The sequence below is a fragment of the Lysinibacillus sp. FSL K6-0102 genome (genome assembly GCF_038003545.1).
GTDB classification, from domain to species: domain Bacteria; phylum Bacillota; class Bacilli; order Bacillales_A; family Planococcaceae; genus Lysinibacillus; species Lysinibacillus capsici.
In genome coordinates this window covers 4,725,136-4,752,135 of record NZ_JBBOPH010000001.1, presented here as the reverse complement: position 1 = coordinate 4,752,135, position 27,000 = coordinate 4,725,136, and the positions used below count along the sequence as shown (strand labels likewise).

General features: G+C 35.0%; 29 protein-coding genes. 16 read left to right on the top strand and 13 right to left on the bottom strand.

Annotated elements, in window-relative coordinates:
• The first annotated feature begins 17 nt into the window (after nucleotides 1-17).
• Nucleotides 18-1,265, top strand: a complete 1,248-nt coding sequence (locus NYE73_RS24185; protein ID WP_066038345.1) for a TerD family protein — start codon at nucleotides 18-20, stop codon at nucleotides 1,263-1,265.
• Nucleotides 1,266-1,304: 39 nt separating this feature from the next.
• On the opposite strand, the gene NYE73_RS24180 is transcribed toward NYE73_RS24185, so the two are convergent.
• Nucleotides 1,305-2,288, bottom strand: a complete 984-nt coding sequence (locus NYE73_RS24180; RefSeq protein ID WP_066038344.1) for a tRNA dihydrouridine synthase — start codon at nucleotides 2,286-2,288, stop codon at nucleotides 1,305-1,307.
• A gap of 224 nt (nucleotides 2,289-2,512) precedes the next feature.
• On the opposite strand from NYE73_RS24180, the gene NYE73_RS24175 reads away from it, so the two are divergent.
• The 5 genes from NYE73_RS24175 (at nucleotide 2,513) to NYE73_RS24155 (ending at nucleotide 8,214) form a co-directional block, all read left to right on the top strand.
• Entirely contained in the window at nucleotides 2,513-3,523 is a 1,011-nt protein-coding gene (locus NYE73_RS24175; protein ID WP_066038343.1) for a GNAT family N-acetyltransferase, read from the top strand.
• Between the two features lie 160 nt (nucleotides 3,524-3,683).
• Nucleotides 3,684-5,552 (top strand): cell wall anchor protein, encoded by a 1,869-nt coding sequence (locus NYE73_RS24170; RefSeq protein WP_066038342.1) that lies wholly within the window; start codon nucleotides 3,684-3,686, stop codon nucleotides 5,550-5,552.
• Nucleotides 5,553-5,706: 154 nt separating this feature from the next.
• A complete protein-coding gene (locus tag NYE73_RS24165; RefSeq protein WP_066038341.1) occupies nucleotides 5,707-6,381 on the top strand; it encodes a peptidylprolyl isomerase in 675 nt (224 codons plus the stop codon).
• Between the two features lie 193 nt (nucleotides 6,382-6,574).
• Entirely contained in the window at nucleotides 6,575-7,129 is a 555-nt protein-coding gene (locus NYE73_RS24160) for a sigma-70 family RNA polymerase sigma factor (protein WP_259950946.1), read from the top strand.
• The gene (locus tag NYE73_RS24155; RefSeq protein WP_259950947.1) at nucleotides 7,126-8,214 is read left to right on the top strand and encodes a DUF4179 domain-containing protein; all 1,089 of its coding nucleotides are present in this window, start codon (nucleotides 7,126-7,128) and stop codon (nucleotides 8,212-8,214) included. The genes NYE73_RS24160 and NYE73_RS24155 overlap by 4 nt, the downstream gene beginning before the upstream one ends.
• A gap of 44 nt (nucleotides 8,215-8,258) precedes the next feature.
• Here NYE73_RS24155 and NYE73_RS24150 read toward each other — a convergent pair whose 3' ends face one another.
• Complete coding sequence (locus NYE73_RS24150; RefSeq protein WP_066038338.1) at nucleotides 8,259-8,591, bottom strand: BRCT domain-containing protein; 333 nt, start codon at nucleotides 8,589-8,591, stop codon at nucleotides 8,259-8,261.
• Nucleotides 8,592-8,686: 95 nt separating this feature from the next.
• On the opposite strand from NYE73_RS24150, the gene NYE73_RS24145 reads away from it, so the two are divergent.
• The gene (locus tag NYE73_RS24145; protein WP_259950948.1) at nucleotides 8,687-9,328 is read left to right on the top strand and encodes a histidine kinase N-terminal 7TM domain-containing protein; all 642 of its coding nucleotides are present in this window, start codon (nucleotides 8,687-8,689) and stop codon (nucleotides 9,326-9,328) included.
• A 54-nt stretch (nucleotides 9,329-9,382) separates the two neighbouring features.
• Nucleotides 9,383-10,231, top strand: coding sequence for a GGDEF domain-containing protein (locus NYE73_RS24140; RefSeq protein WP_259950949.1), 849 nt, complete (start codon nucleotides 9,383-9,385; stop codon nucleotides 10,229-10,231).
• Between the two features lie 53 nt (nucleotides 10,232-10,284).
• On the opposite strand, the gene gnd is transcribed toward NYE73_RS24140, so the two are convergent.
• From gnd to NYE73_RS24120, 4 genes are read right to left on the bottom strand one after another with little or no spacing between them, the layout of a single operon-like run.
• A complete protein-coding gene (gene gnd, locus NYE73_RS24135) occupies nucleotides 10,285-11,685 on the bottom strand; it encodes a decarboxylating NADP(+)-dependent phosphogluconate dehydrogenase (protein ID WP_259950950.1) in 1,401 nt (466 codons plus the stop codon).
• A gap of 26 nt (nucleotides 11,686-11,711) precedes the next feature.
• Nucleotides 11,712-13,058 (bottom strand): GntP family permease, encoded by a 1,347-nt coding sequence (locus NYE73_RS24130; RefSeq protein WP_259950951.1) that lies wholly within the window; start codon nucleotides 13,056-13,058, stop codon nucleotides 11,712-11,714.
• 15 nt (nucleotides 13,059-13,073) lie between these two features.
• Complete coding sequence (gene gntK, locus NYE73_RS24125) at nucleotides 13,074-14,615, bottom strand: gluconokinase (RefSeq protein ID WP_259950952.1); 1,542 nt, start codon at nucleotides 14,613-14,615, stop codon at nucleotides 13,074-13,076.
• Nucleotides 14,608-15,339 (bottom strand): GntR family transcriptional regulator, encoded by a 732-nt coding sequence (locus NYE73_RS24120; protein WP_048395289.1) that lies wholly within the window; start codon nucleotides 15,337-15,339, stop codon nucleotides 14,608-14,610. Before NYE73_RS24120 ends, gntK begins: the two co-directional genes overlap by 8 nt.
• 237 nt (nucleotides 15,340-15,576) lie before the next feature.
• Here NYE73_RS24120 and NYE73_RS24115 point away from each other — a divergent pair, with 237 nt between their 5' ends.
• Nucleotides 15,577-15,783 carry a hypothetical protein gene (locus NYE73_RS24115; protein ID WP_048395291.1) on the top strand — a complete coding sequence of 69 codons (207 nt, stop codon included), beginning with the start codon at nucleotides 15,577-15,579 and terminating at the stop codon, nucleotides 15,781-15,783.
• 175 nt (nucleotides 15,784-15,958) lie between these two features.
• Nucleotides 15,959-16,231 (top strand): hypothetical protein, encoded by a 273-nt coding sequence (locus tag NYE73_RS24110; RefSeq protein ID WP_004233441.1) that lies wholly within the window; start codon nucleotides 15,959-15,961, stop codon nucleotides 16,229-16,231.
• 68 nt (nucleotides 16,232-16,299) lie between these two features.
• On the opposite strand, the gene NYE73_RS24105 is transcribed toward NYE73_RS24110, so the two are convergent.
• Nucleotides 16,300-16,791, bottom strand: a complete 492-nt coding sequence (locus tag NYE73_RS24105) for a hypothetical protein (RefSeq protein WP_048395293.1) — start codon at nucleotides 16,789-16,791, stop codon at nucleotides 16,300-16,302.
• A 155-nt stretch (nucleotides 16,792-16,946) separates the two neighbouring features.
• Here NYE73_RS24105 and NYE73_RS24100 point away from each other — a divergent pair, with 155 nt between their 5' ends.
• The 6 genes from NYE73_RS24100 to NYE73_RS24075 all read left to right on the top strand — a co-directional run bounded on the left by NYE73_RS24100 (nucleotide 16,947) and on the right by NYE73_RS24075 (nucleotide 22,771).
• Nucleotides 16,947-17,096, top strand: coding sequence for a hypothetical protein (locus NYE73_RS24100; RefSeq protein WP_231595739.1), 150 nt, complete (start codon nucleotides 16,947-16,949; stop codon nucleotides 17,094-17,096).
• Nucleotides 17,097-17,220: 124 nt separating this feature from the next.
• Nucleotides 17,221-17,778: an RNA polymerase sigma factor gene (locus NYE73_RS24095; protein WP_054548847.1), complete on the top strand. Its 558-nt coding sequence runs from the start codon at nucleotides 17,221-17,223 to the stop codon at nucleotides 17,776-17,778.
• Nucleotides 17,775-18,710, top strand: a complete 936-nt coding sequence (locus tag NYE73_RS24090) for a hypothetical protein (RefSeq protein WP_066038333.1) — start codon at nucleotides 17,775-17,777, stop codon at nucleotides 18,708-18,710. The genes NYE73_RS24095 and NYE73_RS24090 overlap by 4 nt, the downstream gene beginning before the upstream one ends.
• A 95-nt stretch (nucleotides 18,711-18,805) precedes the next feature.
• A complete protein-coding gene (locus tag NYE73_RS24085; protein ID WP_066038332.1) occupies nucleotides 18,806-19,573 on the top strand; it encodes a nucleotidyltransferase domain-containing protein in 768 nt (255 codons plus the stop codon).
• A gap of 389 nt (nucleotides 19,574-19,962) precedes the next feature.
• The gene (locus NYE73_RS24080; protein WP_004233452.1) at nucleotides 19,963-21,444 is read left to right on the top strand and encodes a malate:quinone oxidoreductase; all 1,482 of its coding nucleotides are present in this window, start codon (nucleotides 19,963-19,965) and stop codon (nucleotides 21,442-21,444) included.
• 247 nt (nucleotides 21,445-21,691) lie between these two features.
• The gene (locus tag NYE73_RS24075; RefSeq protein WP_066038331.1) at nucleotides 21,692-22,771 is read left to right on the top strand and encodes an ankyrin repeat domain-containing protein; all 1,080 of its coding nucleotides are present in this window, start codon (nucleotides 21,692-21,694) and stop codon (nucleotides 22,769-22,771) included.
• A gap of 402 nt (nucleotides 22,772-23,173) precedes the next feature.
• On the opposite strand, the gene NYE73_RS24070 is transcribed toward NYE73_RS24075, so the two are convergent.
• From NYE73_RS24070 to NYE73_RS24045, 6 genes are all read right to left on the bottom strand, one after another.
• Nucleotides 23,174-23,833: a hypothetical protein gene (locus NYE73_RS24070; RefSeq protein WP_066038330.1), complete on the bottom strand. Its 660-nt coding sequence runs from the start codon at nucleotides 23,831-23,833 to the stop codon at nucleotides 23,174-23,176.
• Between the two features lie 139 nt (nucleotides 23,834-23,972).
• Nucleotides 23,973-24,380, bottom strand: a complete 408-nt coding sequence (locus NYE73_RS24065; protein ID WP_048395455.1) for a MarR family transcriptional regulator — start codon at nucleotides 24,378-24,380, stop codon at nucleotides 23,973-23,975.
• An 87-nt stretch (nucleotides 24,381-24,467) separates the two neighbouring features.
• Nucleotides 24,468-25,499: an alpha/beta hydrolase gene (locus tag NYE73_RS24060; RefSeq protein ID WP_048395456.1), complete on the bottom strand. Its 1,032-nt coding sequence runs from the start codon at nucleotides 25,497-25,499 to the stop codon at nucleotides 24,468-24,470.
• A gap of 12 nt (nucleotides 25,500-25,511) precedes the next feature.
• The gene (locus NYE73_RS24055) at nucleotides 25,512-26,168 is read right to left on the bottom strand and encodes a hypothetical protein (RefSeq protein WP_048395458.1); all 657 of its coding nucleotides are present in this window, start codon (nucleotides 26,166-26,168) and stop codon (nucleotides 25,512-25,514) included.
• 2 nt (nucleotides 26,169-26,170) lie between these two features.
• Nucleotides 26,171-26,578 (bottom strand): permease prefix domain 1-containing protein, encoded by a 408-nt coding sequence (locus NYE73_RS24050; protein ID WP_048395459.1) that lies wholly within the window; start codon nucleotides 26,576-26,578, stop codon nucleotides 26,171-26,173.
• A complete protein-coding gene (locus NYE73_RS24045; protein ID WP_048395460.1) occupies nucleotides 26,575-26,904 on the bottom strand; it encodes a PadR family transcriptional regulator in 330 nt (109 codons plus the stop codon). Before NYE73_RS24045 ends, NYE73_RS24050 begins: the two co-directional genes overlap by 4 nt.
• Nucleotides 26,905-27,000: the final 96 nt, after the last annotated feature.

Below are 27,000 nucleotides of genomic sequence, written 5' to 3'. Positions count from 1 at the left end.
GGATAAGGAGGATTCATATGATTCAATTTCTTCAGATGGGAGCAAATACAGTTATAAGTTCCCAAAAAGGTAGTGTTACTATTAGCTACGAAATGTCTAATTCGATCGATATTTCGTTAACTGCATTCCTTTTAACGGATGTAAACAAGGTACAAGGAGATAGCGGCATTATATTTTATAATCAACCAACTAGCTTATCTGGTGCAGCTACCCTGATACCATCTGAGAATGTAGGGAATATAAAAATACATAAAATGAATTTTGACATGAGTAAAATCCCTGAAGGTATTACTAAAATAGCTATAACACTTACAGAAGATAATAGCCGAGGTTTTTCAAATGTGAAAAATTTAAAGGCAGAAATATGTACTGATAACAATATTATCAATTTAGCACCAGCTAATTTTGCAAATGAAAATGGAATCGTAGTATTAGAATTATATCTAAGAAATAGTCAGACAAAGGTGAGATCTATTTGGCGGGGATTTGATTCTGGGTTAGAGGGGTTATGTAAAAATTACGGTGTTGAGGTTGAACCTGAAGAACAAAACAAGTTTTCTAAATCAACAACTATAAAAAAACAAATGCTGATAGAACCTGATCAATCATTAAATGTTCCAGAAAGTACAAATAGACAAAACATGTTATCACAGATAAATCTTGAAAAGGTAAAGGGGAATGTCAGTCTCACCAAAGGTCAAAAGCCAGTTATCATTGATAAAACGCCTGAAATTACTGCTACGGTATCATGGCAAACTGGTACTGACTACGATATATATGCTTTAGTCTATACAAAGGATGGTCAGCAGATCGATGTAGCTATGTTTGGGGCGAAAAATACACCCCCACTTAGGAGTTTTCACAACGGGGTAGTCGAACACATGGGGGATGTTGGGAGAGATGCTGGTTCAACAAAAACTGAAGTAATCAAATTGAGATTAAATAATAATGTTTTAGCTGTTGTTCCTGTGGTTTATTCCGCCCAATCAAATGGCACAGGCTCATTCTATAGATATAAGGTGTCTATGAGTATTGATAATCATAATGGAACCTCCGTTACTATTTTTGCTAAAAATGCTAATAATAATGATAGAATTTATTCCTGTGTACCTGGAATACTTCATAATACTCCAGATGGTGTGATTATCAGCCCATTAGAGCTTTATAGTGAACCAAATTCTGAACGTAGACCTAAGCTGAAGATGGGCTCTTCTAATATGGTAGAAGTTCTAATGGATAAAGGCCCAATAAATGATTACAAGTAAAAGCAAATAAAAAGGAGAGTGGCGATAGCCAATCTCCTCTTATTTATTCTCCTTTAGTTCGTGGGCAATATACGTAGCTAGTAATTCACGGACTTCATCCGTAGAATGTGCACCCAGTAATTGAACTCTCAATTGACTAGCCCCTTTGAAGCCACGTACATATATTTTAAAGAAACGTTGTAATGCTTTAAATGAACGTGTTTCGAATTCCTTGGAATAGTGGTCATGAAGGTTAAGGTGTAAGTATAGTAAATTAAGGTATTCTTTGGCGCTATGCTCCTTAGGTTCCTTTTCAAAGGCAAATGGGTTTGAAAACACCCCGCGCCCAATCATTACACCATCGATACCGTATTGCTCAACTAGTTTTAGACCTGTTAAACGATCAGGAATATCACCGTTGATCGTCAGTAATGTGTGGGGAGCAACTTCATCACGTAGTTTTTTGATATCTCCAATTAATTCCCAATGTGCAGCGACCTTGCTCATCTCTTCCCTTGTACGGAGATGAATAGAAAGATTGGCGATATCCTGTTTTAAAATATGTGTAAGCCACTCACGCCATTCTGCTACATCCGTAAAGCCAAGTCTTGTTTTGACACTAACGGGTAAGCCTCCTGCTTTGGCTGCTTGAATAATATCTGCGGCTAGGTCAGGATGAAGAATTAATCCAGCTCCTTTACCTCTTTCTGCTACATTATCAACTGGGCAACCCATATTAATATCAATTCCCTTAAAGCCTAATTCCTTCATACCAATACTCATTTGACGAAAATGTTCAGGGTTGTCTCCCCAAATATGTGCAACAATAGGCTGTTCATCTTCTGTGAAAGCTAAGCGGTTACGTACATTATCTAACCCATCTGGATGACAATAGCTCGTCGTATTGGTGAATTCCGTAAAATATACATCGGGTCTCCCTGCTTCCTGAATGACATGACGAAATACAACATCTGTCACATCCTCCATTGGAGCTAAAATGAAGAATGGCCGTGGTAAATCAAGCCAGAAATTTTTTTGATTCATTGCTAAAAATCCTCTCTTTCCAAAATACTACCTTGCAAAAAGATATCATATTTATTTTATTTCTACATAGTTAATTGGCTTAGCTTAAGGATAGAAATGCATCATTGTAATTAGACTTTGGCTCTCTTAGATTAGAAAGTAATTAAAAATAACCAACAAAATCCTGTATTATCTATAATGATATAATATGTAATATAATGTAGAAATTTAGGGGGAGAGTTGAAGTGGGGAAATATAAATATAAAACAATCGGTGTGAATGATGTACCCACAATGGCTGAATTACTCGAAAATAGACAGAGCCTTGAGGGTGAAGTATATCCATTTCTAAACAATAGCTGTCTTAATGCTGAACATATAACAAATATACTTGAAAACTTATTTGCTCATAATACTATTAAGGGGATTGGAGCATTTATTAAAGATGACCTAGTAGGATATTTAATCGGAGTCATCAAGAATGACTCTCTAAGAGGCAGACATGTATGGGTACCCTATGAAGGGTTGGCAATCAGAAAGGATCAATCCGCTGAGCTTATTAGAAAATTATATGCAGAGATTTCAGTGGTATGGCTAGAGCAAGGTTGCTTTATGCATTACACGATAATCCCTCTTGGAAATCAGGCTTACTATGATGCCTACCAACGATTAAGCTTTTCTATACAACAAGTACATGGGGTCATGAACATTGGGGATTATAAACCATTTAAAAATACATGTAATGCAGAGATTAGGGTTGCAAATAAAATGGATAGTGAAATGATGGGGAAAATGTCTAGGATCATTCAATCGTATCAAAATTCCGCACCTACATTTGAGCCTGTATTCCCTGAGGTTGTCATGAGCATAAAAGACTCATATAAAAGTATAGTAGAGGAGAATGATGATACATGTTTCGTTGCAGTAAAGGATGGGCAGGAATTAGGATTTCAAAAATATTATCCTATACATTCAGATTTGATGACACCTGAGCATGCAATAGAGCTAACGATTGCAGGTACTTACTCTTCTCAAATGGGAAGAGGTGTGGGAAAAAAGTTGATGGATGAAGGCTATAGAAGGATGAAAGAGGCGGGCTATGAGAATATCATTACAGATTGGAGAATAACTAATCTTGCTGCATCGGCATTTTGGCCTAAGTGCGGTTTTAAGCCAGTAGCCTATAGAATGGTTAGGTACATTAACAGTGATATAGCCTGGGCAAACTTTAATAACCCAAGTATAGGATTATTGTAAATTTAGTTAGATTTATTAAATTCTGCTGTTATGAAGAATTCAAACAGCTGGCTAGACACTTAAAATTTAGTTTTAGATTGCTTGCCTATACTTCGTAAATATTGACATTTATTTTTTAGACAACTAAGCTTAATGGAAAAATAGTGCTGGGGGGCTGCCAGTGGAATTTATTAAATTAAATTGTCCAAATTGTAATGGGAAAATTGAATATAAAGAAGAGCAAACATTCAAATGTCCTTTTTGTGATACGGAAATCATGTTGAAAGAGAATAAAATTTATTATGTTGATCAAACGATTAATAATTATTATGGAACAGCTTCTCCTCATACACCATCCCGTCCAAAAACAAATTTAAAGCTGCTCTTTATGATACCAATTGTCATGATGTGTGTATTCTTTGGGTATTTTCTTTTAAGTAGTAATCAAACAGAGGATGGAAACCGTGAAGAACTATCCATTCGAACAATGCCTGAAAGTGAAGTTCTTCTGTTCTTTTTAAAAGATATTTTTGATAAAGGTGGGACGATGCCAGCAAAAGAAGAGATTGCAAGTATTCGATATTTGGCTGCCTACTATTCTGACAATCAATGGCATTTTGATTATAGTCTAGAAGATCCTTTTACAAATAAGGAAGCTAAAATTTCTACTTATATCATTATGGATAAATTATTAAATACGCAAAAAATTGAACAAAAGGACTTTGAGGCTTTTACTGGATTAACGGTTTTAAAGCTCATGAATGATTATGAAATATCACAAAGTGAAAAAGTAAGCTTCCAACATCTTGAAAACTTAAAAAGTTATACAGGTAGTTTTAATGAATCATTTAGTAAAATCGCAGGATATTTTAGTGATAAGTCAAATGTTAAAGAGATCTCTATCCAAATTAGAAGTAATGATGAACTTGCTTTATTATTAGAGTTCCCCAATCTTCAATCTCTAGAACTATCTTATGTGGCTGAAGAGGTGACAGATTTTCAGATTCTAAATAAATTATCGCTGAAATCACTTTCCTTAAAATCAATTAATGATTTAAAGTGGCTGTCTACACTAACTAATCTAGAGTCGTTAGCAATAGACATTAGTGAAGCTACAGATTTTAGCCCACTTTACTCATTGACTCAATTACAAGAATTGAAGCTTACGTCAGTAAGAAATTTAAAAACGCTTGATTTTATACAAAACATGCCTAAACTACAATCTTTAGATCTTGAAAACATGAATATCATCAATTTAGATAGACTTAGAAATATGTCATCTTTAACAAAGCTACGTTTAGCTTCTCCTGGTCAAGTGGAATTGTTGGATATGGTTAACAGTCTAACGTCATTGACAGAGTTATCGTTAACTGGCTATCATGGTGATATTTCATCGATTGTAGCGCCCCATTTGAAAAAAGCAGAGCTGAAGAGTTCATTTTTACCACAGCTAGAAGCACCCGCTTTAAGAGATTTGACGGTTTCTATAAGTGGATCGGATTCGCAATTGAATGGTGCAGAACTACTGAAATACCCACAGCTAGAACAGCTTACAGTCATGGAGTATGGAATTCTTACAGGTATTCGTTCATTAAATGACCTACCTCATTTGCAAACAATCAATTTAAATGAGACCCTCTTTTATGAAACCAATGACTTATTCAATTTGCAGCATGTAAAAATGTTAAACTGTAATGAATGTAATTTTCAGGTGAATAGCAAGCCATTTACGAACAACGTGCTGGAGCATTTAACTTTAAATGATGTTTCCATTCAAATTGGTAATGGGGAATGGGTGCAAGAAGTAGATAAGATCATGCCTTACTTTGCTGGCTTTACAAATTTACGTTCATTCACTTTACAAGATAGTTCACTACAATCGTTAAATTTCTTGGGAAATTGGCAACAAATAGAGGTGCTTCATTTAGAAAATAATGCTATTTCGAATGTAGAACCCTTAGTGAATTTGCTCAACTTAAAAAAACTATATATTTTAGGGAATCAGGTACAAAATCAATCTGTATTAGACAAGGGAATTATGATTTATTGAAATAATGTGAATTAATAGCAACCTACGAAATTAATATAGTAGAAATAAAAAGAGACAATGACAGGAATATTCTGTCATTGTCTCTCTTGGATTTGTCCTACAGTTTGGATAGTTTTATAATGAATTAATGCTTAACAAGAGGAGTTGAAAGGATATGTTCGTACGTAATAAAGGTTTGTTTTTTATGCTATCTATGCTAGCCATTATTGTTGTTTTGACAGGCTGTGGTACAGCTAAGGATAGTGAGAAAACTGAGGGAAAAACAGCTAAAGAAACACAAGAAACAATGGATTATGCGTCAAAAGTGAAGGAAAATCCAATTGTGACGATTACGATGAGCAATGATGAAAAAATTGTTATTGAATTGGAGCCTACTGTAGCACCAAATACAGTAGCTAACTTTATTGCTTTAGTAAAAGATGGATTCTATGATGGTCTTATTTTCCATCGGGTTATTCCTGATTTTATGATTCAGGGTGGAGATCCTAAAGGGAATGGTACTGGAGGACCTGATTATTCGATTGATGGTGAGTTTACCTCAAATGGATTTGAAAATAATATGAAGCATGAACGTGGTGTTATTTCGATGGCTCGTTCAGATGATCCAAACTCAGCAGGCTCACAATTTTTCATTATGGTAAAGGCAGCATCACATCTTGATGGAAAATATGCTGCTTTTGGCAAGGTGATTGCAGGTATGGAAACAGTTGATGCCATTGTTGGAGCAGAGCGAGATGCTACAAATAAACCACTAGAAGATCAGCAGATGAAAAAGGTAGAGGTGGATACAAAGGGCTTTGATTATCCAGCACCTAAGGTAAACAAATAGTTTTCGTCCCAATGCTATTGGTTAAAATCTATACTATAAACATTAAAAAGGCTAAATCAATTGAGATTTGGCCTTTTATATTTGTTAAAAAATTGAAATTATAAATATTTTTGAGTAATATGAGAAGAAATTTAAGATTGAGCGATGTTTTATATAAAGGATTCTTTATGTTTGTGGAAGAAAGGGTGTTTGCATGAGGGTAACAGATGAAAATTTTATAAAACATCTTAAGAAAAAACGAGAAGAAGCACTTCAATATGTCATTGATGAATATATGGGGATTATCAAAGCGATTATTTATAATGCTCTAAAATCCTATAATGATCCTCAAATAATAGAGGAATGTATTAGTGATACATTTCTAGGGGCTTATGAAAATGTTAAACAATTTAGAGGCGATAAAGAGGATTTTAGAAGATGGATTTGCACGATAGCAAAGTTTAAAGCCATTTCGAAACAAAGAAGGTTGTCTAAAACGCCATATTTTTATGAGCTAAATGAAACAGGTGAAGCCGCAATATCGGCTGAAGAGGAATACTTAATCAAGACAACAACGGAGGAAGTGCTCATCATGATGACGCAATTAGAGCAATTAGACCGTGATATTTTTACGATGAAATACTTTTTAAATATGAAAAACGAAGAAATTGCTATTCATTGTGGTTTTACAAAAGCCGCTATTGATAATCGATTATATCGTGGGAAAAAACGATTACAGCAAATTCGTTTGGGGGGAAGTATGACATGAAAAAGCTATATAAACAATTTAATGATTTAAATCTTGATATAAATATAGAGCCGATGGAAGTGAGCTCGCTTGAAAAAGAGAGAGTGAAAAGAAATGTCATGATGGTCAAAAAGAAAAGGCATTTCATTAAAAATTTTATTGTTGCAGCTACTTTTTTTATTGCATCCAGTATGACACTTGGTTATACGTTTCCTACATTTGCTGCAAATTTACCGTTTATCGGAAGTATATTCGAATTGTTTATTGATGATGAAAGGTATGTATTTAACAATTATGATCAGTATTCTACAAGTGTCGGAGTGAGCCAAGAAAGTAATGAAGTTGAAGTCACTGTTACAGATGCTATATATGATGGCGAAAATATTACTATTGCTTACACTATTAAAAGTGAAAAGGATTTAGGAGAAAGGCCAGTTTTATATGGTGACAATCGTGAACTAACTGCTAAGGAATTTGGAAATAGGTATCGATATGGAGGCTATTCAACAAATTATATGGTTCAAAAGATAAACAGCAATGAGTATGCAGTATTGTATATTTTTGAACTCATCAGAGGCTCTAAGCCTGAGGAAGTTCACATTAATTTTCAAGGAAATCAAATTGTTGATTTAAATAATGTAAATAATTCAGTAGCAGGAGACTGGGCATTTGAATTTGCTTTAGAGAAGCTTGAAAGTGAAACAATAAGGGTGGAAAAGGATAGTATGAAAACAGAAGGGGAAGGTATAAAAATTGAAGCTTTTAAAATAACGAAAACACCTATCGCTACAACATTTTATCTTTCCGAAGAAGTCTTGGTGGAAAAAGAAAATGAAGCTTGGCGAGGAGTTCTCATTGACTATATTGTGACAGATGACTTAGGGAATGATTATAATGTCATTCATTTTAGAGGAACTGGTCATAGTACAGATTTTCAAGGGCGTAAAAATTTCCCTCGTATTGTTGCAAACAAATTTGATGAACAAGCTACCTCGATTATGATTACCCCTGTAGTAGGTGTATACAAAATTAAGGATAGTACAGGGGCATTAGAACCGATAAAAGAGCCATATACATTAAAGCCTATTGCTGTTCCGATAAAGTAAAAAATTAAAAGAGTATGTAAGAAGAACAACCTTACATACTCTTTTTACTTATCATCTTTCTTTGGGATCGAAATAAGCCATAAAAAATCATCTTCTATTAATATTTGAATGTCTTGCCCCTCACGGATTAGCTGCTCAGCTTTCTGCTGCTTGGCGCTTATACCCCTACGTTTATTACCAAGCACAACGAAATCAGTATGTTGTGTAACAGCTCCCTGTAAATACCCTCCATATGCTTTTACTTGTTTGGAGGCTTCGGATCGTGTCATGGTAGAAAGGGCGCCTGTGAATACAATTTGTTTCTTATAAAAGGGGTGGGTTAGATTTTCAACTGGATCAGAAAAGAAAATGATTTCTGAGTTATCCTTATTGATCATATTCGTTACTCCTTAAAAAATTAATCGATAAATAAATCCACAAAATTTTATATGTATGCTACATTAAAATTAAAAATATAAAGAGGTACATAGACATGAATTCGCAATTGACTGCTTTCATTACTCTTAGCTGCACATCAGGTGTACTAAATTTGTATTTATGTTTATACGTATTTCTAAAACGCTACAATTATACAAAAATTGCTCAATTGTTTATTAGTTATACCGCATTAATTGCGGTATATTGTTTTGCCTCTGCTTTTGGTTTAATCGCTACAACATTAAGTGCCATAAAGGTTTGGACGGCCATCCAATATGTAGGTATGGCTTTTTCAACGCCTCTCGGATTATTGTTTATCATGCAATACCTAGGCTTTCATCTGACAAGGAAAAAGATAATGGTTCTTCTTGCCATTCCATTTATTAGCTTAATCATGGTTGTTACAAATGATATACACCATTTTCATTATAGAGTATTTGAAATAGATCCTATATTAGGGGCACCTTATGTTCATCAGGAAATTGGCATATGGTATATCATTCATGGCATATTTACTTTTGGCTGTATGTTCGTATCCTTCTTATTAGTATTAATCCATTGGAAAGAGACTACTAAGGCCTACCGGCAACAATTAATTGCCTTAATGTGTGGTCAACTTATTCCTATGATAACAGCATTCATCTATTTATTGGGCTTAACACCTCAAGGAGTTGATCCTGTCCCTATGGTATTATAGGCTTCTTCATTTTTATATTTATGGTCTATTAATTCCTCACGGTTATTTAGGGTGATGCCTGTTGCCAAGGATGCAATATTTCATAGTATCAATGATGGGGTTATTGTGTTAGATGAATCTGCTCGATTAATAGAGTTTAATCAAGCCTGTAGCAAGGTATTTCCTCAGCTAACCAGATCAATGATTGGTAGGGATATTGGGGAAACATGGCTTGAAGTAACTGGACAACCGATGCCATTTACATTGGAGGCAGTGGTGAATACGCAAGACATCGAGATTGTGCTTTCTGATCATACTTATCAAGTGCGTGTTACAGAGCTGCAACATGTTAATCATGGTAAGGGGTTATTACTTATTTTCACTGATATAACAGAGTTGAAGGAGCTACAAAGACAGTTAGAGCAACTCGCTTTTTACGATGAACTTACACAAATTTATAATCGTCGAGCTTTTTTTCAACAATGTAATCAGGCTTACAGCGAGGCAAGAGAATCATCCTCAGCTTTTACTGTCATTTTAATGGACATCGATCATTTTAAAAACGTCAATGATACGTATGGGCATGCTATCGGTGATCAATTACTAGTTCATGTCGTAAAGGTTTGTCAGAGTGTGTTGAAAAAAGGAGAACTGTTTGCACGGTATGGCGGTGAGGAATTTGTTCTTGCACTCAAGGACTCTACATTATTAGAGGGGCAAGCATTAGCTAATTTGCTCTGTAATAGCGTAGAATCCCAGCCACTTATGACTACTGAGGGAGCAATTCGTGCTACTATTAGCTGTGGTGTAGCAGAAGGTACAAAGGGACAAGAGACACTGTATCAGCTTTTAAACAATGCGGACAAAGCACTGTATGCGGCAAAACAAGCAGGCCGTAATCGAGTACATGTTTTTCTAGAATAAAAAAGCTAAAATATACAATCATTGAGGCAATGATGTATATTTTAGCTTTTTACTTACCAATTTGTATGGAAAACACCTTGTGCATCAATTCGTTCATACGTATGCGCACCGAAATAATCACGTTGTGCCTGTAACATATTAGCATTAGATGAACCTGTTCGATAACTATCGTAATATGTGAGAGAAGCACTCAAGCAAGGGAACGCGTTTCCTGCTTGGATGCCTTCACAAACTATTTTTCTTAATCCATTTTGATAGTCCATCGACTTTTCTGCAAAGTATGGATCAATTAATAAATTATTTAGAGAAGGTTGCTTTTGATAGGCTTCACTAATAACATTTAAAAATTCTGCTCGAATAATACAACCACTACGGAAAATTAATGCAATATCTTTTAATGGTAAACACCATTCATAAAGCTCTGATGTCATTTTATATTGTGTAAATCCTTGCGCATAAGCACATATTTTCCCCATATATAGCGCTTGGCGGACGTATTCAATCCAGACATCTCTATCTAAATTTTGCTGTTTATAATTTGGTCCAGATAGTATTGCCTCTGCTTGAATTCGTTCCTCTTTTAATGATGAAATATAGCGAGCGAATAAGGCCTCCGTAATAATTGATGTAGGAATACCATTGTCTATAGATTGCAAGCTTGTCCATTTCCCAGTACCTTTTTGACCAGCTTTATCAAGTATCATATCAATCAGTGGTAATCCTGTTATCTCATCTTTTTTCCTTAAGATTTCAGCTGTTATTTCAATTAAATAGCTTTTCAATTCGCCCTGATTCCATGTTTCAAAGATAGTAGCAATTTCCTCAACGGATAATCCTATATTTTTTCTTAAAAACGTATAGGCCTCCGCAATGAGTTGCATATCTGCATACTCGATTCCATTGTGTACCATTTTGACGAAGTGACCTGCGCCCTTGGGACCAATATACGTACAGCATGGTGTATCATTCACTTGTGCTGCAATCTTTGTCAGTATAGGTGCTACTTTGTTATAGACCTCTTGATCACCACCAGGCATAATAGATGGTCCTGTCAATGCTCCTACTTCACCACCAGAAATGCCAATCCCTAAATACCCAATTCCTAAAGCTTTAAGTTCATCGTATCTACGCTCTGTATCTTTATAATGAGAGTTGCCGCCATCCATAATGACATCGCCCTTTTCAAGGAAAGGCACTACTGATTGAATAACTGAATCAATAGCATTCCCAGCTGTCACCATCAAAAAAATCTTTCTTGGTTTTTCTAAAGCTTGTACAAACTCTTCTATTTCATAGTAAGGAGTAAGCGATTGTCCTTCAACTTTTTGTAGAAGTTTGTCGGTTAAATCTCGTGTGTAATTATAAACGGCTACTTGCTCGCCCTTATTAGCCATGTTTAAAGCGATATTACTGCCCATAACACCTAATCCAATAACGCCAATTGTATTTAACATTGTACTTGCTCCTTTTTAAACATTTTTTAAACAAATAAACTAAGTAATAAAATAAATCCTAAGCCAGCCACAGATACAATTGTTTCTAGCAAGGTCCAAGTAGCGAATGTTTCTTTCATGCTTAATCCAAAATATTCTTTAAACATCCAGAAACCTGCATCATTGACATGTGAAGCAATTAAGCTTCCTGCACCTGTTGCCAACACGACCAAGGCAAGGTTTACATCACTTTGACCTAACATTGGAATGACTAACCCAGCTGTTGTTAAAGCAGCAACCGTAGCTGACCCTAATGAAATGCGTAAAATAGCCGCAATAATCCATGCTAGTAAAATTGGCGATAAGGTAGTTCCATGGAAGAGTTCAGCTACATAATCACCGACACCACCATCAATTAAAACTTGTTTGAAGGCACCACCGCCCCCAATAATTAAGAGCATCATACCGATATGGGATATTGCTGTTGTACATGACTCCATTACTTGCTTAATAGGAATTTTCCTTGCGATACCCATTGTATAGACGGCAACTAATAAGGAAATTAACATGGATGTACCAGCTTCACCGATGAAGCGGATACCTGCTAAGAAGCCATTATCTTCAAAGCCAATTGTTTTTTGTAACAGTGTAATAATAGTAGCAATGGACATTAAAATAACGGGTAATAGTGCAGTAAAAACACTTATTCCAAAACTCGGTGTGTCCTCTAGTTCAAATGTTTTTTGTTCACCTAGAGAGGCAATATTTCCAGTTTTGTTGAATGATTCAGGCACTAACCTTTTCGCTAATTTTGTAAATAATGGTCCAGCTAAAATAACAGTCGGAATGGCGATGATAAAGCCATAAAGCAACACCTCACCAATATTTGCCCCAAATTCGCCAGCAATAACAGTTGGTCCAGGATGTGGTGGCAAAAATCCATGTGTGACAGATAAGGCTGCGGTCATTGGAATTCCTAAATATAAAATAGAAACCTTTAATTGTCTTGAAATAGCAAAGACAATTGGGATTAATAGCACAAGACCTACTTCAAAGAAAAGAGCGATACCGATAATAAAGGATGCTACTACAACTGCCCATTGAATGTTCTTTTCTCCAAATTTATTCACAAGGGTCATGGCAATACGCTGTGCACCGCCAGAATCGGCAATTAATTTTCCTAGCATCGCTCCAAGACCAAATATTAGTGCCAAGTGACCTAATGTTCCACCTAACCCTGCTTCAATCGTTTTTACGATAATATCCAAAGGCATCCCAAGAGCTAAAGCAACACCGAATGAAACAATGATTAATGAAATAAACGTATTTAATTTAAAGCCCATTATTAAAATTAACAGCGCAATAATACCAATACCTACAATAACTAATGGCATGTATTCTCCTCCTCTTTAGTCGGGCTTAATTAAGCTCCTTTGATACTGAGCAATTGACGTATAGTCGTCTGCTAAAACTCTAGATAAACTAATGAAAATTGGGAGTAGCTGTCTATATTCTTTGGCTGCTTCTTCGATTGGCGTATGTTTATAAGTGTCACCAACCATATCAGCGACAACATCAAAGGAATCAATTTTTCCTGTAGCATATAAGCCTAAAATACAAGCGCCTAGACAGGAGCTTTCATAGCTTTCAGGTACTACCACTTCGGATTCAAAAATATCCGCCATCATTTGTCTCCAAATCTCAGAGCGTGAAAACCCGCCTGTTGCTTGAATACGAGTGACAGGGCTTTCCATACATTCCAGTAATGCTAAATAGACAGTATATAAATTGTAGATAACCCCTTCGAGGGCAGCTCGTATCATATGTTCCTTTTTATGAGACATAGTTAAACCAAAAAATGAACCACGGACATCTGGATTCCATAAAGGCGCACGTTCACCTGATAGATAGGGATGGAATAGCAGCCCATCAGCACCAGGTCTAACACGTTCAGCAATTTTCGTTAACACTTCATATGGATCAATACCTAGTCTTTTAGCTGTTTCAATCTCAGAAGAGGCAAACTCATCGCGAATCCAGCGTAATACCATACCACCATTGTTTACGGGTCCACCAATGACCCAATGGTTTTCTGTTAGTGCATAGCAAAAGATTCTACCCTTTACATCTGTTTTGGGCCTATCAATTATGGTACGGATAGCACCGCTTGTCCCAATAGTGACAGCAATTTCGCCTTCTCGAATGGCGTTCACACCTAGATTAGAGAGCACGCCATCACTTGCACCAATGACAAAAGGTGTTTGTGGGTCAATACCAATTTGTTTAGCTAAAAGGTCATTGCAATTTAAAAATAGTTGAGTTGTTGGTACGAGTGTGGATAATTGTGCTTTCGCAATACCTGCAACAGCCAAAGCTTCTTCGTCCCAATCTAATGTATGGAGATTCATCATACCCATACACGAAGCTAATGAATAATCGACGACATATTGATCAAAAAACTTTTTAAAAATGTATTCTTTAATACCGATATATTTCTTCGTTTTGCGCGCGATTTCAGGATGTTCATGCACAAGCCAAGTAATTTTGCTTAGTGGTGACATTGGATGAATAGGTGTACCTGTTCTTTTATAAATTTCATGGCCATTCCAGTCAGTTTTAATTTTATGTGCCCATGCTTCACTACGATTATCCGCCCAAGTGATGACAGGTGTTAACGGTTGATCATTTTCGTCCATAGCGATCACACTATGCATAGCACTACTAAAGGAAACAAATAGTAATGGTTTATCAGAATGGACTTTCATAATGTTGGTAATGGCTTGTAGTACAGCTTGAAAGATTTCTTCTGGATTTTGTTCTGCTGTCGAAATATCCGGTGTATATAATGGATACCCAATATTTTCTTGTTGAATAACCTTCCCATGTTGACTAAATAATACGGCCTTAGTGCTAGTAGTCCCTATATCAACACCTAACATATAGTTAGTCATTTTGTGGCTCAACCCCTTTAGATAGCATTTGCTGTGACCGCCATAAATCTTCTACTTTGCCTTGAACATCATCAAAATTTTCATGTAAGGATTTAATCATAAGCTCTCGATCTTTGGCTCTAATAGCGTCAATATAGAGCTCATGATTTTTCACAATACGAGTAAAATCCTCATATTTCTCTTTAAAGCGCATGCGCATAGATAGTAAAATCAAGCCTTCCATTACTGGCTTTAAATTATTCCAAATCATGGTGATATAGGAATGTCCGATGGAACGAATAATTGTCTCATGGAACATAACATCCTGATAAGAAAATTCGTCTGCATCGTTATACTTAATGGCAACTTTCATCATTTCTAATGTTTTGCTAAGTTCTAGTGCTAAGCTAGTTGTATCCATTTTTATGAGACGTTCAAACACAAATGTTTCAATCAGCAATCGAACATCATAAATTTCTTCAATCTCTTTTTCAGATAAACCAATGACAACAGCACCCATTTTCTCTAATCGAATGATATTTTCAGAAGCTAATATTCTTAAGGCTTCACGAATGGGTGAACGGCTTACTTCAAAATCAGCTGCCAGTTTGTTTTCTGAAAGAATGGTACCGCTTTCAATTAAACCTGAAATAATACGCATTCTAAGTTCATATGCTACGCGATCACCTGTAGAAGCCTTAGAAAGCCATTTTTGTGGATATAAATAATCATTATATTCGCTCATAATATCACCCTTTTTGATTTTGAGTATACTTGTATACAAGTATTATAGTCAGAAAGAAAATAAGATTGCAAGCGACTTACTAACAATCAAAAATTGAAAAATCCTCAACTCTATACTTAGCTAAAAAAAATAATTAATGCACATTCTTTTTTCCTCCTTGGACAAACTTTAGAATGAAAAGTTCGTAAACCATATATAAGGTTTTAAAGCTTTTCAAATAATCGATGAAGGATGGTTATGTCAAATATGGATACAAATCGTAACAAATCAAATGGTACGAAAAGTGCAAATAAAACAAATCAACAGCGTCAGACACTTCATCGTGAGGAGTTTGGTGCTGAATTTGAGCTTGATTCAGCTTCAGCACAAATCAATAACTTTGCTGAAACACAAGGAAAAACAGATATCAAGCAACCAGTCAGTGAGAGGACTGCATGGCACTAATTTATATTTGACAACTATTCATGACATTGAGAGGAGGACTAAGGCATGTGCCTTAGTTCTTTGAGTATAGCCTGGGAAATATTGTGTTTATTTTCTTCCATACATATTATCAGAGCATTTCATAATACTACATCTAGAACAATGAAAACATTTTTAAGAAGGGAAGATATATACATTGGCTAAGCACTCCGATACAAGTTGGAAGCAGGATCATCCTAGCACATTGTTTAGTAACTCTGTGCAAAAGGCGGATCGTCTATTAAAGCATGCAAAATCACATCCAGAGGAAATAGCAATAGAACATGCATTTAATCAGATTAAGCATGCTGAAAATGCACGTTTCAATGCAGAACAATATGGTGAGCATTTGGATACGGTTCAGCAAAATAAAGAATATCTAGAGCAGATTAAACAACAATTACATGAAATGAAAAATGATACTGAATAAAAAATAACAATAAACAACGGCTTAAATTCACGTAGTGAGGTTTAAGCCGTTGTTTAAATGTGATTAAATTAACACCAAACAATGATTTCATAGGGAGTGGTTTGAGCAGGAATACTCCTAGTGGTAGGACCATAAACAACAATGAGGTTTCGATTGGCAGGACTATTGGTAAAAGGCTGCCCATTTTTAAGTGAAATAATCGTAGTAGGAGAAAGGTTTAATTGTAATTGTCCATCACTACTCAGTAATTGTTGATTAAAGAAATCTACCTTTACATTATGGTAATTGCTTTCTTTTACAATAATTAAAGCACGGTATTGTGGCGGGTAAATCATCGGTACAGGTGCATCTCCATCATAATATCCTGTTACCCATTCACCAGTTGTGACAATTTCACGATTAACAAAATAGGTGGAGGGAGAAATAATAAAATTGACGACCCCACCAGCACCATCTTCTAAGGTCATTATTTTATAACAACCGTTCTTATCTCCGTTTTGCCCAACAGAAAAATCACTGATTTGAGTGATAACACCTCGAAAAGATTTAAAATTGACCATACCCATTCCCTTCTTACATATTTCTCATTTTTAGCGTATCATTTTAATTTATGTAACATTGTAAAATTAGGTGACAGACGATAAATAGGATGCTATTTGATAGCAATCAACTTATACTAAACATGCTTACTATTAGGTCAGAGGAGTGGCATCTATTGAATTGGATTTCTAAAAATAAGAAAATCTTTCTATTATTAATTTTCGTTGTTATTGTTGTCGCTGGTATACTGGATATTAAATATGAGGGATTATTCTTTCAGCTATTACCTACATCAATACAAACATTTTTATCTAATTTATTTTGAAATGTGGAGAACCGTACCTAAAAGAGTGCGGTTTTTTCATTACCAGAATTTTTGCCACAACATGCAACCAATTGTTTGGATTATCTACTTTATAAGTAAGAGTACATAAAAGGAGAAAATGCAAATGGACGATGAAAAAATAGTTGCTTTATACATACAACGCTCACAGCAGGCTATTTTGGAAACAAGGAAAAAATATGGAGCATATTGTAGAGTAATAGCAAGAAGAATCTTGGCAAATTTGAGGGATGTTGAAGAATGTGAGAATGATGCCTACCTAGCTGCGTGGAACACAATCCCTCCACAGATACCAAGAAAACTATCTATTTTTTTAGGGAGAATCATACGTAATATTGCACTTGATAAGCATAGCTATAATACAGCCAAAAAGAGAAACAATGAGTTTGAGGTCATTCTCACAGAGCTTGAAGAATGTCTAGCTTCTTCTCATACGGTAGAAACATCCTATGAAGCGGGTGAACTTGCTCAATACATTAGCCAATTTTTATATACCTTAGATGAACAATCTAGAAATATATTTATTCAACGATATTGGTACTCCTATTCTATAAAAGATATTTCCTTACACTTTCAAATGAGTAGTAGTAAAGTTAAGTCCAACTTATTTAGGACACGTAATAAACTAAGATTTTATTTGGAAAGCGAGGGATTATATATATGAAAAAAGAGGAGTTATATCGTGAAATTGGATTTATAGAGGAAGAATTAATTGAAGCCGCCAACTATGAAGTAAAGAAGAAAAGTTTTTCTAAAAAATGGCTCGCTGTGGTAATAAGTATGATGATCGTAAGCTCAGTTTCTACTGCCACAATAGCAGCAGCTTACTATAAACATCAAAATAATGAGCTTTATATTCGTTATTTATCAGCAGAGGACATGGAACTAATGCCAGCTACAAAATATGATGCAGATAAATTTCTAAAAGCTCTAGATAGTGACAAAGAGGAGTATATCTATATTGCAATAAATAGACTAGTAGAGAGCTATAATGATGAAAAGTTGAGAAATAAGGCGTTAAAGGCTATTCAGCCATTTATACAAAGTGATAACAAAAAAATTGCAAATTCGGCTATTTTTGCTGTCGATATTTTATCGGGAAGCTTTAAAAGTCAGCAGGTATATAAATTAGCAGATGGGAGCGTCTTCTTTACTTTATTCAATAATTATTCAGATTACGGAAGCCAAAATGTTCTTTGGCGTATAAAAGATGATGTGCTAGAGGCATATTCTAGCTTCTCCAGTCCATCAATGTATATTAAAGAGATAATTCCTTCACCTGATCAGAAATTAATTGCTATTGTCACGAACTCTAATAAAAGTGAATTTGTTGAAGTCATCAATGTGGAAGAGCGAATGGTAAGCCCAGAGTTAGTAGAATCTTCAAGGGTTAAATATGGTGCTGAGCAAGGGTTAGATACTTGGATTCGAACAGATCATGAAAACTATAGCTATGTGGATCATCTTAGATGGAAGGGAGATGCTACCATAGAATTTGAAGCTAGTCTCTCCTATGATGATACGGCGTTTATTAAAAACGTGGTAGTCACTTATGAAGTTAGCCAAAAGAAATTAACTGTTAAAGAAATTAAATAAGAAGCAGATAAAAACAGAAAACGTATTTAAAGGTTTTCTGTTTTTTCAATAGTATTGTAGAAATAAATCAATTAAAAAGGGAGTGAATGATATCAATGGCAAAATGGAAAATAGCCTTAGAAACGTTCCTGAAAGCATGGCAAGATAAAGAGGAAGTTGTAGGAGCGCTCGTATGTGGGAGCTATATTACTGGAAATCCCTCTAAGCGCTCTGATATTGATGTTCATATTATTTTGGCGGATAATGTGGGGTGGAGGGAAAGAGGGAATCGTGTTATTGATGGTTTTTTAATTGAATACTTTGCGAATCCATCAAGTCAAATTCGTGGGTATTTCCAAGATGATTTTAAAAAAAGAAGAACTATGTCGATGGTCCAATTTAAAACAGGTAGGATTTTATTTGATTATACTGGAATAATAAAAGACTTGAAATTTGAGGCAGAGGAATGGCTCGAAGAAAAATATAACACAATGAATGAAACGGTCTTAGAAATAAAAAAATATGAACTATGGGATGCACTAGATAATTTAAAGGATTGTTATGAGCAGGATAGAATGGACTTTTCCTTTACCTACCATAACTCATTAGCCAATTTATTTTTGGTGTACTGTCAGTTTTTAAATCTAGAAACGATACCCTTTTATCAAATCTATGCCTATCTTGAAGATCCAATTTACCTGCAAAAATATAGTAAGTCAGCATTTCCAGATGAGGACTTTAGAGAAATTTTTATGAGAGCAATGCATGAGGACAATGCTGAAAAGATGATGGCGTCATATGAAGCAGTAGTAGAGTATGTGCTCATACAAATGGGTGGTTTTCATATAGATGGCTGGCATATAAAAAGCCCAATCGAAAGTTAATCTGTGGAAAATTGAAAGTTAGTTCAGATACAAGACGAGCTTCATATTTATATGTTATTATACAGATATAATAATAAAAAGAACCTATTTTTTATGAAAATGTCAACCATTTTTAGGCCGATTATTCCAATAAGCTTAAATAATTCAATTTTTATCTAGAACAAAAAGTGATTTTTTTGCTTGAATTATGATTGGAAAGGCTCGAAAAAAGCTGATAACTCTCATATAAATAGTTGATATTTTATTCTTGAACTAATTGTGATAAACTGCAATAAGGTAATAATTGATACAGAAATGGTGTGCTCCGAGGTTGCTCCATGGCTACAGTACTTCTAAAGTGGGAGTGCTTACATCCTTTCTGCAAATCTTAACATATAAGGAAGGTAAAAATGAGTAACAGACAAATTAAATCAGATGTTATCTTAATTGGTGCCGGAATCATGAGTGCAACTTTGGGAACATTACTCAAAGAATTAGCACCAGATTGGAAAATTACAGTGTTTGAAAAGCTTGAAAAAGCAGGCGAGGAAAGTTCTCACGAATTAAACAATGCGGGAACTGGACATGCTGCATTATGTGAGCTGAACTACACATCAGAGAAAAAAGACGGATCAATCGATATCAAAAAAGCGATTAATGTTAATGAACAGTTCCATGTTTCAAGACAGTTTTGGTCGTATCTTGTAAACAATAAGCTGATCAATAATCCACAAGACTTCATTATGCCTTTACCACATATGAGTTTAGTACAAGGGAAAGAAAATGTTGAGTTTCTAAAGAAACGTCATGAAACGATGACAAAAAATCCTTTATTTGAAGGAATGGAATTTTCTAATGACCCTGAAACACTAAAAAAATGGATTCCACTTATTATGGAAAATCGTCCTGCTGGTGAAGACATTGCTGCAACGAAAATTGACACTGGTACAGATGTTAACTTTGGTGCTTTAACACGTATGTTAATTGATCACTTAAAAGCAAAAGATGTAGATGTTAACTATAATCATAGTGTTGAAAGTTTAAAACAAGCTAGTGATGGTACATGGGAAGTACGTGTGCACGATTTAGATGGCTGTAAAATGGAATATCATTCAGCAAAATTTGTCTTCCTTGGAGCTGGTGGAGGAAGCTTAGAATTACTACAAAAATCAGGTATTCCTGAAGGGAAACATATTGGTGGATTCCCAATTAGCGGTCTATTCTTAGCATGTAATAATCCAGAAATAGCTGAACAACATCATGCAAAAGTATACGGAAAAGCAAAAGTTGGTGCTCCACCAATGTCGGTTCCGCATCTTGACACACGTTATATTGATAACAAGAAATCATTACTATTTGGACCATTCGCAGGTTTCTCTCCTAAGTTCTTAAAAACAGGTTCAAATATGGATTTATTTGCTTCTGTAAAACCGCATAATATCACAACTTTATTAGCTGCGGGCGTGAAAGAGATGGGCTTAACAAAGTATTTAATCCAACAGCTTATGCTTTCAAAAGAACAACGTATGGAAGAGTTACGTGAGTTCATTCCAAATGCAAAAAGTGATGATTGGGATATTATCGTAGCTGGACAACGTGTACAAGTAATTAAAGATACGGAAGCTGGCGGTAAAGGAACACTTCAATTCGGTACAGAAGTTGTAAGTGCTTCTGATGGCTCGATTGCAGCTTTACTAGGGGCTTCACCAGGTGCATCTACGGCTGTACATGTTATGCTTGAAGTTCTTAATAAATGTTTCCCTCAACATATCAAGGAGTGGGAACCAAAAATTAAAGAAATGATTCCATCTTATGGTCTATCATTAGCAGAAAACCCTGAGCTTTTAAAAGAAATAAATGCAACAACAGATAAAGCACTTGGCTTAAAATAAAAATAAGTCATGGTAAGCGTTTAAGAAAGAGCTCTCAATCTATTCTGATTGAGAGCTCTTTTTAATTTGAATAAATTCTTTCCTGGGAAATTTTAAATCCAATTGCCTTCTTTTTAATAAAAGAACCATCAAATTTGCTATAAATCTTGCCCTGTATTTTATGACACTATAGCTCTATGTCCCATTGTGATATAGATGGTAGTTTCCTATACTTTGTATATACAATAAGAAGGGAGCTAATCTATAGATGATTAAGCTACAGGATATTGGAACATTTTCAGAACTACCAGAGCTTGCAATGTATATCTATACTGGCAATATTACAGCTTTGCGAGTTGCGAGGGATAAAGGCTGGAATATTGAAGAAGAGATATGTTTATGTCAGCATACATCATTAAGCCCATTGGATTTAGCGTTGATTGCACAAAGATTGGATGTAGTAAAATTATTAGTTGGATATGGGGTTAATTTAAATGTGGAAAAAAATCCTTCTTTTTTAAGAGCTGTTCGATATTGTAAAGAAAATATAGTACGTTACCTTGTTGAACAAGGAGCAAAATTAGATGGCTATAACCAAGTGGGATCTGGAGCCTATTCTCAGGCCTACTATGGCAATAAAAGAAATATCCCTCTTATTCATGAACTTGGGCTTGATATAAAGCAGCATGGAGGTCCTGTATTGCGTCAGGCTGTGTCGAATTTTGATAAAAAAACAGTCACTTATTTACTTGATCAAGGAGTAGATATTAATTATCAAAAGCCTGATATGGTCTATCCCTATGAAGCAACACCATTAACAGTTGCAACAAGAATGGGAAATATAGCTATGGTGAACTATTTGATTGAACGAGGTGCAAACGTCACTTTAGCGGAGAAAGATGGTGAGAGAGCTTATACAATTGCTGTACGTATGAAAAATATGGAACTAGCAAATTACTTAAAGGCTCTAGAACCAATAGAACTCCATACTATTGAAAACAAAAAAGAGACATTGAAAAAATACAAGTTACCAGATGAATTGATTAATTTTCTGACAGGAGATCGACTGCATCTTGAGCTTGCACCAAATGATTATGACATTCACTTTATCGATTTTTTCAAACTAACTGATACAATTGAGATGAAACTAGGTCATAGAGAGCTCCTCCTTCTTTCCGCAAATATCGACAATTATTCTGATTTGCAAATAGTCTGGAACCCAAAAGGAGAAGGCCATATAGGGTGCTATGATGTGGAGCATGAGGGATATGCTAATTTATGTAGTTTTAAAGAATTTATTGGTAGACCTGAAATATACCTTATCCGTTTTCTTGAAGGAGAACTATAGCAATGTTTTAAGCTACTGATAAAAATGTGAATCAACTGATTAAATGAGCCTCCCTGCTATTCAACTTAAAAGTCGATGAGAGTAAGCATATTCTTTCTAAGAAATATGCTTACTTTTTATTGCTCTATATACGAAGAGTTGACAAACAAAAAACAATAGAACGTTTAATATATATGGCACAAAAGAACAACAGTAGGGCTATTAACAGGGCGAAGGGGATGCTGAACATAACAGGAAGTTCTACGCCATACCAAAGGCCCATTTTAATTTGATCCACTCCGAATGTTCGTAAAAAACCAGCGAGTATGGATAAGCCAGCGCTTAAAAGTAATCCAACATAAAGTACAGATAATACCACTAAAGCTAATGAGCAAAAAAAAGTCTTTAGCATTTTTAGAAGTATCATTCTTTTTCCCTCCGTATAATGTGGTGCACCTTTGAACTCGAAGCTATCGAATAATCATCCGTATAGTAAAGTGTCCCAATCACACTATTTTCCCCAACATGGACGACTTCCCCTTCCACAAACTCTGCATTTGTATTAGATAATTGTAGGTGTTTTCCACTAATTGTGTGACAACGTAATAATTTTTTAAATAACGGAAGAAGAGTTATCCTATCCTTTTCTATTACCACATTTTCAGCCCTTAACCTGTCAATTCCGCTTTCTCCCGATAACTTCAAATGAAAGTGATGAGCGATTATTTCCGCAGCCTTGACTATTCCAATGGCATCAAATTGCTCGCTCTGTAATTTCTCTTCAACCATTAGCTTTCCAGAACTATTGATTTTTTGGATAAAACCATTACGTATTTTAATATTCCCGGCATTTGTAAGTTCTCCGATTTGGCAATAATCCTTTAACTTACACGAGCCAGTACTATTAAATATCTGCGCTGTAACTGGATAATAGAAGGAGCTATGACCATGAGTGGACACTTTTATTAAGTGTACTTCTTGTTGTAACGATACAGCTCCTCGAATGTTTAATTGTTCATAATTAGCATCCAAATGTTTAACGGTGCCATTCGTTTGTGTAAGGGTACGGAGTTTTTGAAACATAAAGTCACCTCATTATAATTTAATTAATATATATTTTAATAATTAAAATATATATTAATTAAATTATATGCTACTTCCATTTGTCAAGAACAAAAGCACTGCTTTAAACAATAAAAAAAGGATTTCAATTTGTGAAATCCTAAAAAATTTTATTCATTAATTGGTTTACTTCGCGTAAGATGTTGGCCATGTCTATGAGTTTATCCTGAGAAAACTTTAAAAAGATTTCTTGAACCTTCATGTCACCAATATTGGTTAAAGCCATTTTGACCACACGTCGATCATTATTTTCTCTAATTCTTTGTATGAGTTCGAGTTTTTCCAGTTTATCGCACATGGAAGTTACAGCTCCGGGTGTTACACTAAAGAATTCAGCAATTTCTGTTGCCTTCATCCCATTATTTATTTTTAGCTGTAGGAGTAATATTAATTGGTTTTGTGATAACGCCTCTCCTTCAGATAAAAGATCTACAAACATTTTCGACTTCTGCTGTATTTCCAGCATTTCTTTCATAATAATTTCTACATTGTTTAGATTTTTTGGCATATAATCACGTCCGCTAAAATATTTAATAATTAAATTATATAGCAATTAAATAAATGCTACCAAGTGTAGAATTACTTTAAGAAATATTTATTTTTTAAAAGTCGTACGCATCCATTCGAAAAATCTCTCTTTTTCTTCGAACTGGGGGTAGTGAGCAGATTGTTCATATGCTATGAATTCCTTTTTCTTCGCGATAATTTGGTCGAAGTACTTTTTAGCGCTATTCGATGATGTTTGATAATCATAATCCCCCATTACAAAATAGAAGGGAAGAGTCAGTGAATTGACTTTCGCAGGAAGTGGGGACTGCAAGATTTCGTTTACTAAGACTTCTTGCGATAGGGATATCCCCTTGCTATAGCGAATAATATCTAACAAATTATATTCGGTACTAAAAAGCATCCCTAACATATTTCCATCAGGGTTAGTAATAAGTCTTGTAGCTCCACCGTATTTGCTCACTAAATGACGAGGCGTAAATGTTTTACCACTACTAATTTCCTCCATTAACCTCTGTAAATGTGCAACATCCTCTGTGTTACTCTTAAGCTGAGCCTGTTTGATCGTAAAGTGTAAACTGTCCATCTCACTTTCAACGGTATTACTCATTTGACCAATCCCTACATAGGCCTCATATTTATCAGGAGCTTTAGCAGCTGCTTGTGTGGCAATATAGGTACCGTAGGAATGACCAATTAAGATAATTTTTTCTTTATTTAGATGATTAGCAATATAGTCAGTCAGTGCTAGTAAATCCTCCACAAGCAAATCAGATGAAAGATTTGAGTAGTCCTCAAAAAAATGATAAGACTTCCCACTAGCCCTTTGATCATAATTTACCACTGTAAATTCGGTTTCCAATAAATCTTGATATTTTTTAGCGTAGGGTATTTCAGAGCAACCTGGTCCGCCATGGACAAAGATGATGACAGGATTATTTTTGTTATGGCCCCGTATCATAATTTCATGGTCACTGCCGTTAATTTCTACCTGTTCTAGCGTACTGATGCTGTTCATGTCCTCTATAGATGATGTCCATGTTGGAAATACAAGTGCTAATAATAGTAAGGAGGTCATAATCAAGACAAGATATTTAATGAACTTTTTAATCCTTTTCATACAATACCTACTTTACATGCGTTTCATAAAGCTAGCATGATACATTTTTCTTTTATACACATAAAAATACATACTCAGAGGCCACCAAAGTGTAACAAAAATAGGGTAAATCGCCCATATAACGCTTGGTGAAGAAACAACATTTACTGTAATGAAAAAGATACTAATTAGTATCGTAGCTGTAACGGAGAATGCTACAAAGGTTTTTCGTTGCGCGTGATATAAAGCTAGAGGCCACCATATCACTAAAAAAGCAGGATAAATTGCCCAAGGGTATTGAGGAGATACAATCATATTCAATATAGAGTAATAGATGATGGTAGAAGCACATCCAATTAGAGCTGTTTTTAACGTTTTTGCCTTTTCATCTAAGTACATGAGGATTGGCCACCAGATAATTGGATAAATCGCATAGACAAACCATAAATGATCTGGTGCGTAAATATAATTTTCAACTATTAGAAATGTAATAATTAAGGCACTACAAACAATTGAGTATTGTTTATACAATTTTTTAGCCATAAAGAATAACGTAATAGGCCAAAGCAGTAGCAATAAGCATGGATATACAAACCACATTGTTTGAGGAGATGTCGTATAATTAACAACCCCTAAAAAAATCATTGTCATCAAGCTCCCCGCTATAGAAAAGTTAATAAAGTTCCTCATGTTTATTCACCCCATTTCTTACGAGACCACACAAAGTACATCGATAAAGGCCACCAAAGAATGGCGAAAATCGGATAGATTGCCCAAATAGTATGTGGTGTGTAATAAAGATTAATAAAAATAAAAAATGCAATGATTAAGCCACTACCCCAAATTGAAAATTCTAAGTTTAATTTAGCCATGTTTTTCTTTGCTGGTTCTTTAACACCTAACTCTTGCTTTAAGTCTTCGATATCTCCAAATTCTACAATGGCTTTATTAATAGCATCCTCTTGTTCTTTACCTTGGTCCATCAAATAAAATACTTTTTCTTCAAGATTTTCAATGATTTCTTGTTTAACCATTTCCGTTTCGTTAGTTCGAGGAATGTCTTTAAAAAGCTCATCAATATGGTTTTTTATTCTTTTCATTCTAAGCCCTCCATAAATAAATCGATTATTTCCTTTACTTCCGACCATTCATTCACTAGCTCATTTAAATAGGCCTTACCTAATGATGTAATACGGTAATACTTTCTTTTGCCTCCATGTGAGACATCTCCATAATAGGCTTCAATAATTTCTTTTTTTTCGAGACGTTGAAAAACTGCATACAAAGTTGCTTCCTTGATTTGAAACCGATTGTTTGTACGGAGACTTATTTCCTGAGAAATTTCGTAGCCATAACGGTCTTTTTCTGAAATTAACCGTAAAATAATCGAATCCAAATGTCCTCGGATAATATCACTGCGAACCATAAGTCACCTACTTTTTTTATTGCTCTATCTGTCAGAGTAATAGTAGCAAACATTACTCTGTCTGTCAAAGTAATTTATTCCCCTTTTTTTACAATG

Coding starts and splice junctions, on each gene's coding strand:
- NYE73_RS24185 (WP_066038345.1), top strand. CDS start 18: ATGATTCAATTTCTTCAGATGGGAGCAAATACAGTTATAAGTTCCCAA.
- NYE73_RS24180 (WP_066038344.1), bottom strand. CDS start 2,288: ATGAATCAAAAAAATTTCTGGCTTGATTTACCACGGCCATTCTTCATT.
- NYE73_RS24165 (WP_066038341.1), top strand. CDS start 5,707: ATGTTCGTACGTAATAAAGGTTTGTTTTTTATGCTATCTATGCTAGCC.
- NYE73_RS24160 (WP_259950946.1), top strand. CDS start 6,575: ATGAGGGTAACAGATGAAAATTTTATAAAACATCTTAAGAAAAAACGA.
- NYE73_RS24155 (WP_259950947.1), top strand. CDS start 7,126: ATGAAAAAGCTATATAAACAATTTAATGATTTAAATCTTGATATAAAT.
- NYE73_RS24150 (WP_066038338.1), bottom strand. CDS start 8,591: ATGATCAATAAGGATAACTCAGAAATCATTTTCTTTTCTGATCCAGTT.
- NYE73_RS24145 (WP_259950948.1), top strand. CDS start 8,687: ATGAATTCGCAATTGACTGCTTTCATTACTCTTAGCTGCACATCAGGT.
- NYE73_RS24140 (WP_259950949.1), top strand. CDS start 9,383: ATGCCTGTTGCCAAGGATGCAATATTTCATAGTATCAATGATGGGGTT.
- gnd (WP_259950950.1), bottom strand. CDS start 11,685: ATGTTAAATACAATTGGCGTTATTGGATTAGGTGTTATGGGCAGTAAT.
- NYE73_RS24130 (WP_259950951.1), bottom strand. CDS start 13,058: ATGCCATTAGTTATTGTAGGTATTGGTATTATTGCGCTGTTAATTTTA.
- gntK (WP_259950952.1), bottom strand. CDS start 14,615: ATGACTAACTATATGTTAGGTGTTGATATAGGGACTACTAGCACTAAG.
- NYE73_RS24120 (WP_048395289.1), bottom strand. CDS start 15,339: ATGAGCGAATATAATGATTATTTATATCCACAAAAATGGCTTTCTAAG.
- NYE73_RS24115 (WP_048395291.1), top strand. CDS start 15,577: ATGTCAAATATGGATACAAATCGTAACAAATCAAATGGTACGAAAAGT.
- NYE73_RS24105 (WP_048395293.1), bottom strand. CDS start 16,791: ATGGTCAATTTTAAATCTTTTCGAGGTGTTATCACTCAAATCAGTGAT.
- NYE73_RS24095 (WP_054548847.1), top strand. CDS start 17,221: ATGGACGATGAAAAAATAGTTGCTTTATACATACAACGCTCACAGCAG.
- NYE73_RS24090 (WP_066038333.1), top strand. CDS start 17,775: ATGAAAAAAGAGGAGTTATATCGTGAAATTGGATTTATAGAGGAAGAA.
- NYE73_RS24085 (WP_066038332.1), top strand. CDS start 18,806: ATGGCAAAATGGAAAATAGCCTTAGAAACGTTCCTGAAAGCATGGCAA.
- NYE73_RS24080 (WP_004233452.1), top strand. CDS start 19,963: ATGAGTAACAGACAAATTAAATCAGATGTTATCTTAATTGGTGCCGGA.
- NYE73_RS24075 (WP_066038331.1), top strand. CDS start 21,692: ATGATTAAGCTACAGGATATTGGAACATTTTCAGAACTACCAGAGCTT.
- NYE73_RS24070 (WP_066038330.1), bottom strand. CDS start 23,833: ATGTTTCAAAAACTCCGTACCCTTACACAAACGAATGGCACCGTTAAA.
- NYE73_RS24065 (WP_048395455.1), bottom strand. CDS start 24,380: ATGCCAAAAAATCTAAACAATGTAGAAATTATTATGAAAGAAATGCTG.
- NYE73_RS24060 (WP_048395456.1), bottom strand. CDS start 25,499: ATGAAAAGGATTAAAAAGTTCATTAAATATCTTGTCTTGATTATGACC.
- NYE73_RS24055 (WP_048395458.1), bottom strand. CDS start 26,168: ATGAGGAACTTTATTAACTTTTCTATAGCGGGGAGCTTGATGACAATG.
- NYE73_RS24050 (WP_048395459.1), bottom strand. CDS start 26,578: ATGAAAAGAATAAAAAACCATATTGATGAGCTTTTTAAAGACATTCCT.
- NYE73_RS24045 (WP_048395460.1), bottom strand. CDS start 26,904: ATGGTTCGCAGTGATATTATCCGAGGACATTTGGATTCGATTATTTTA.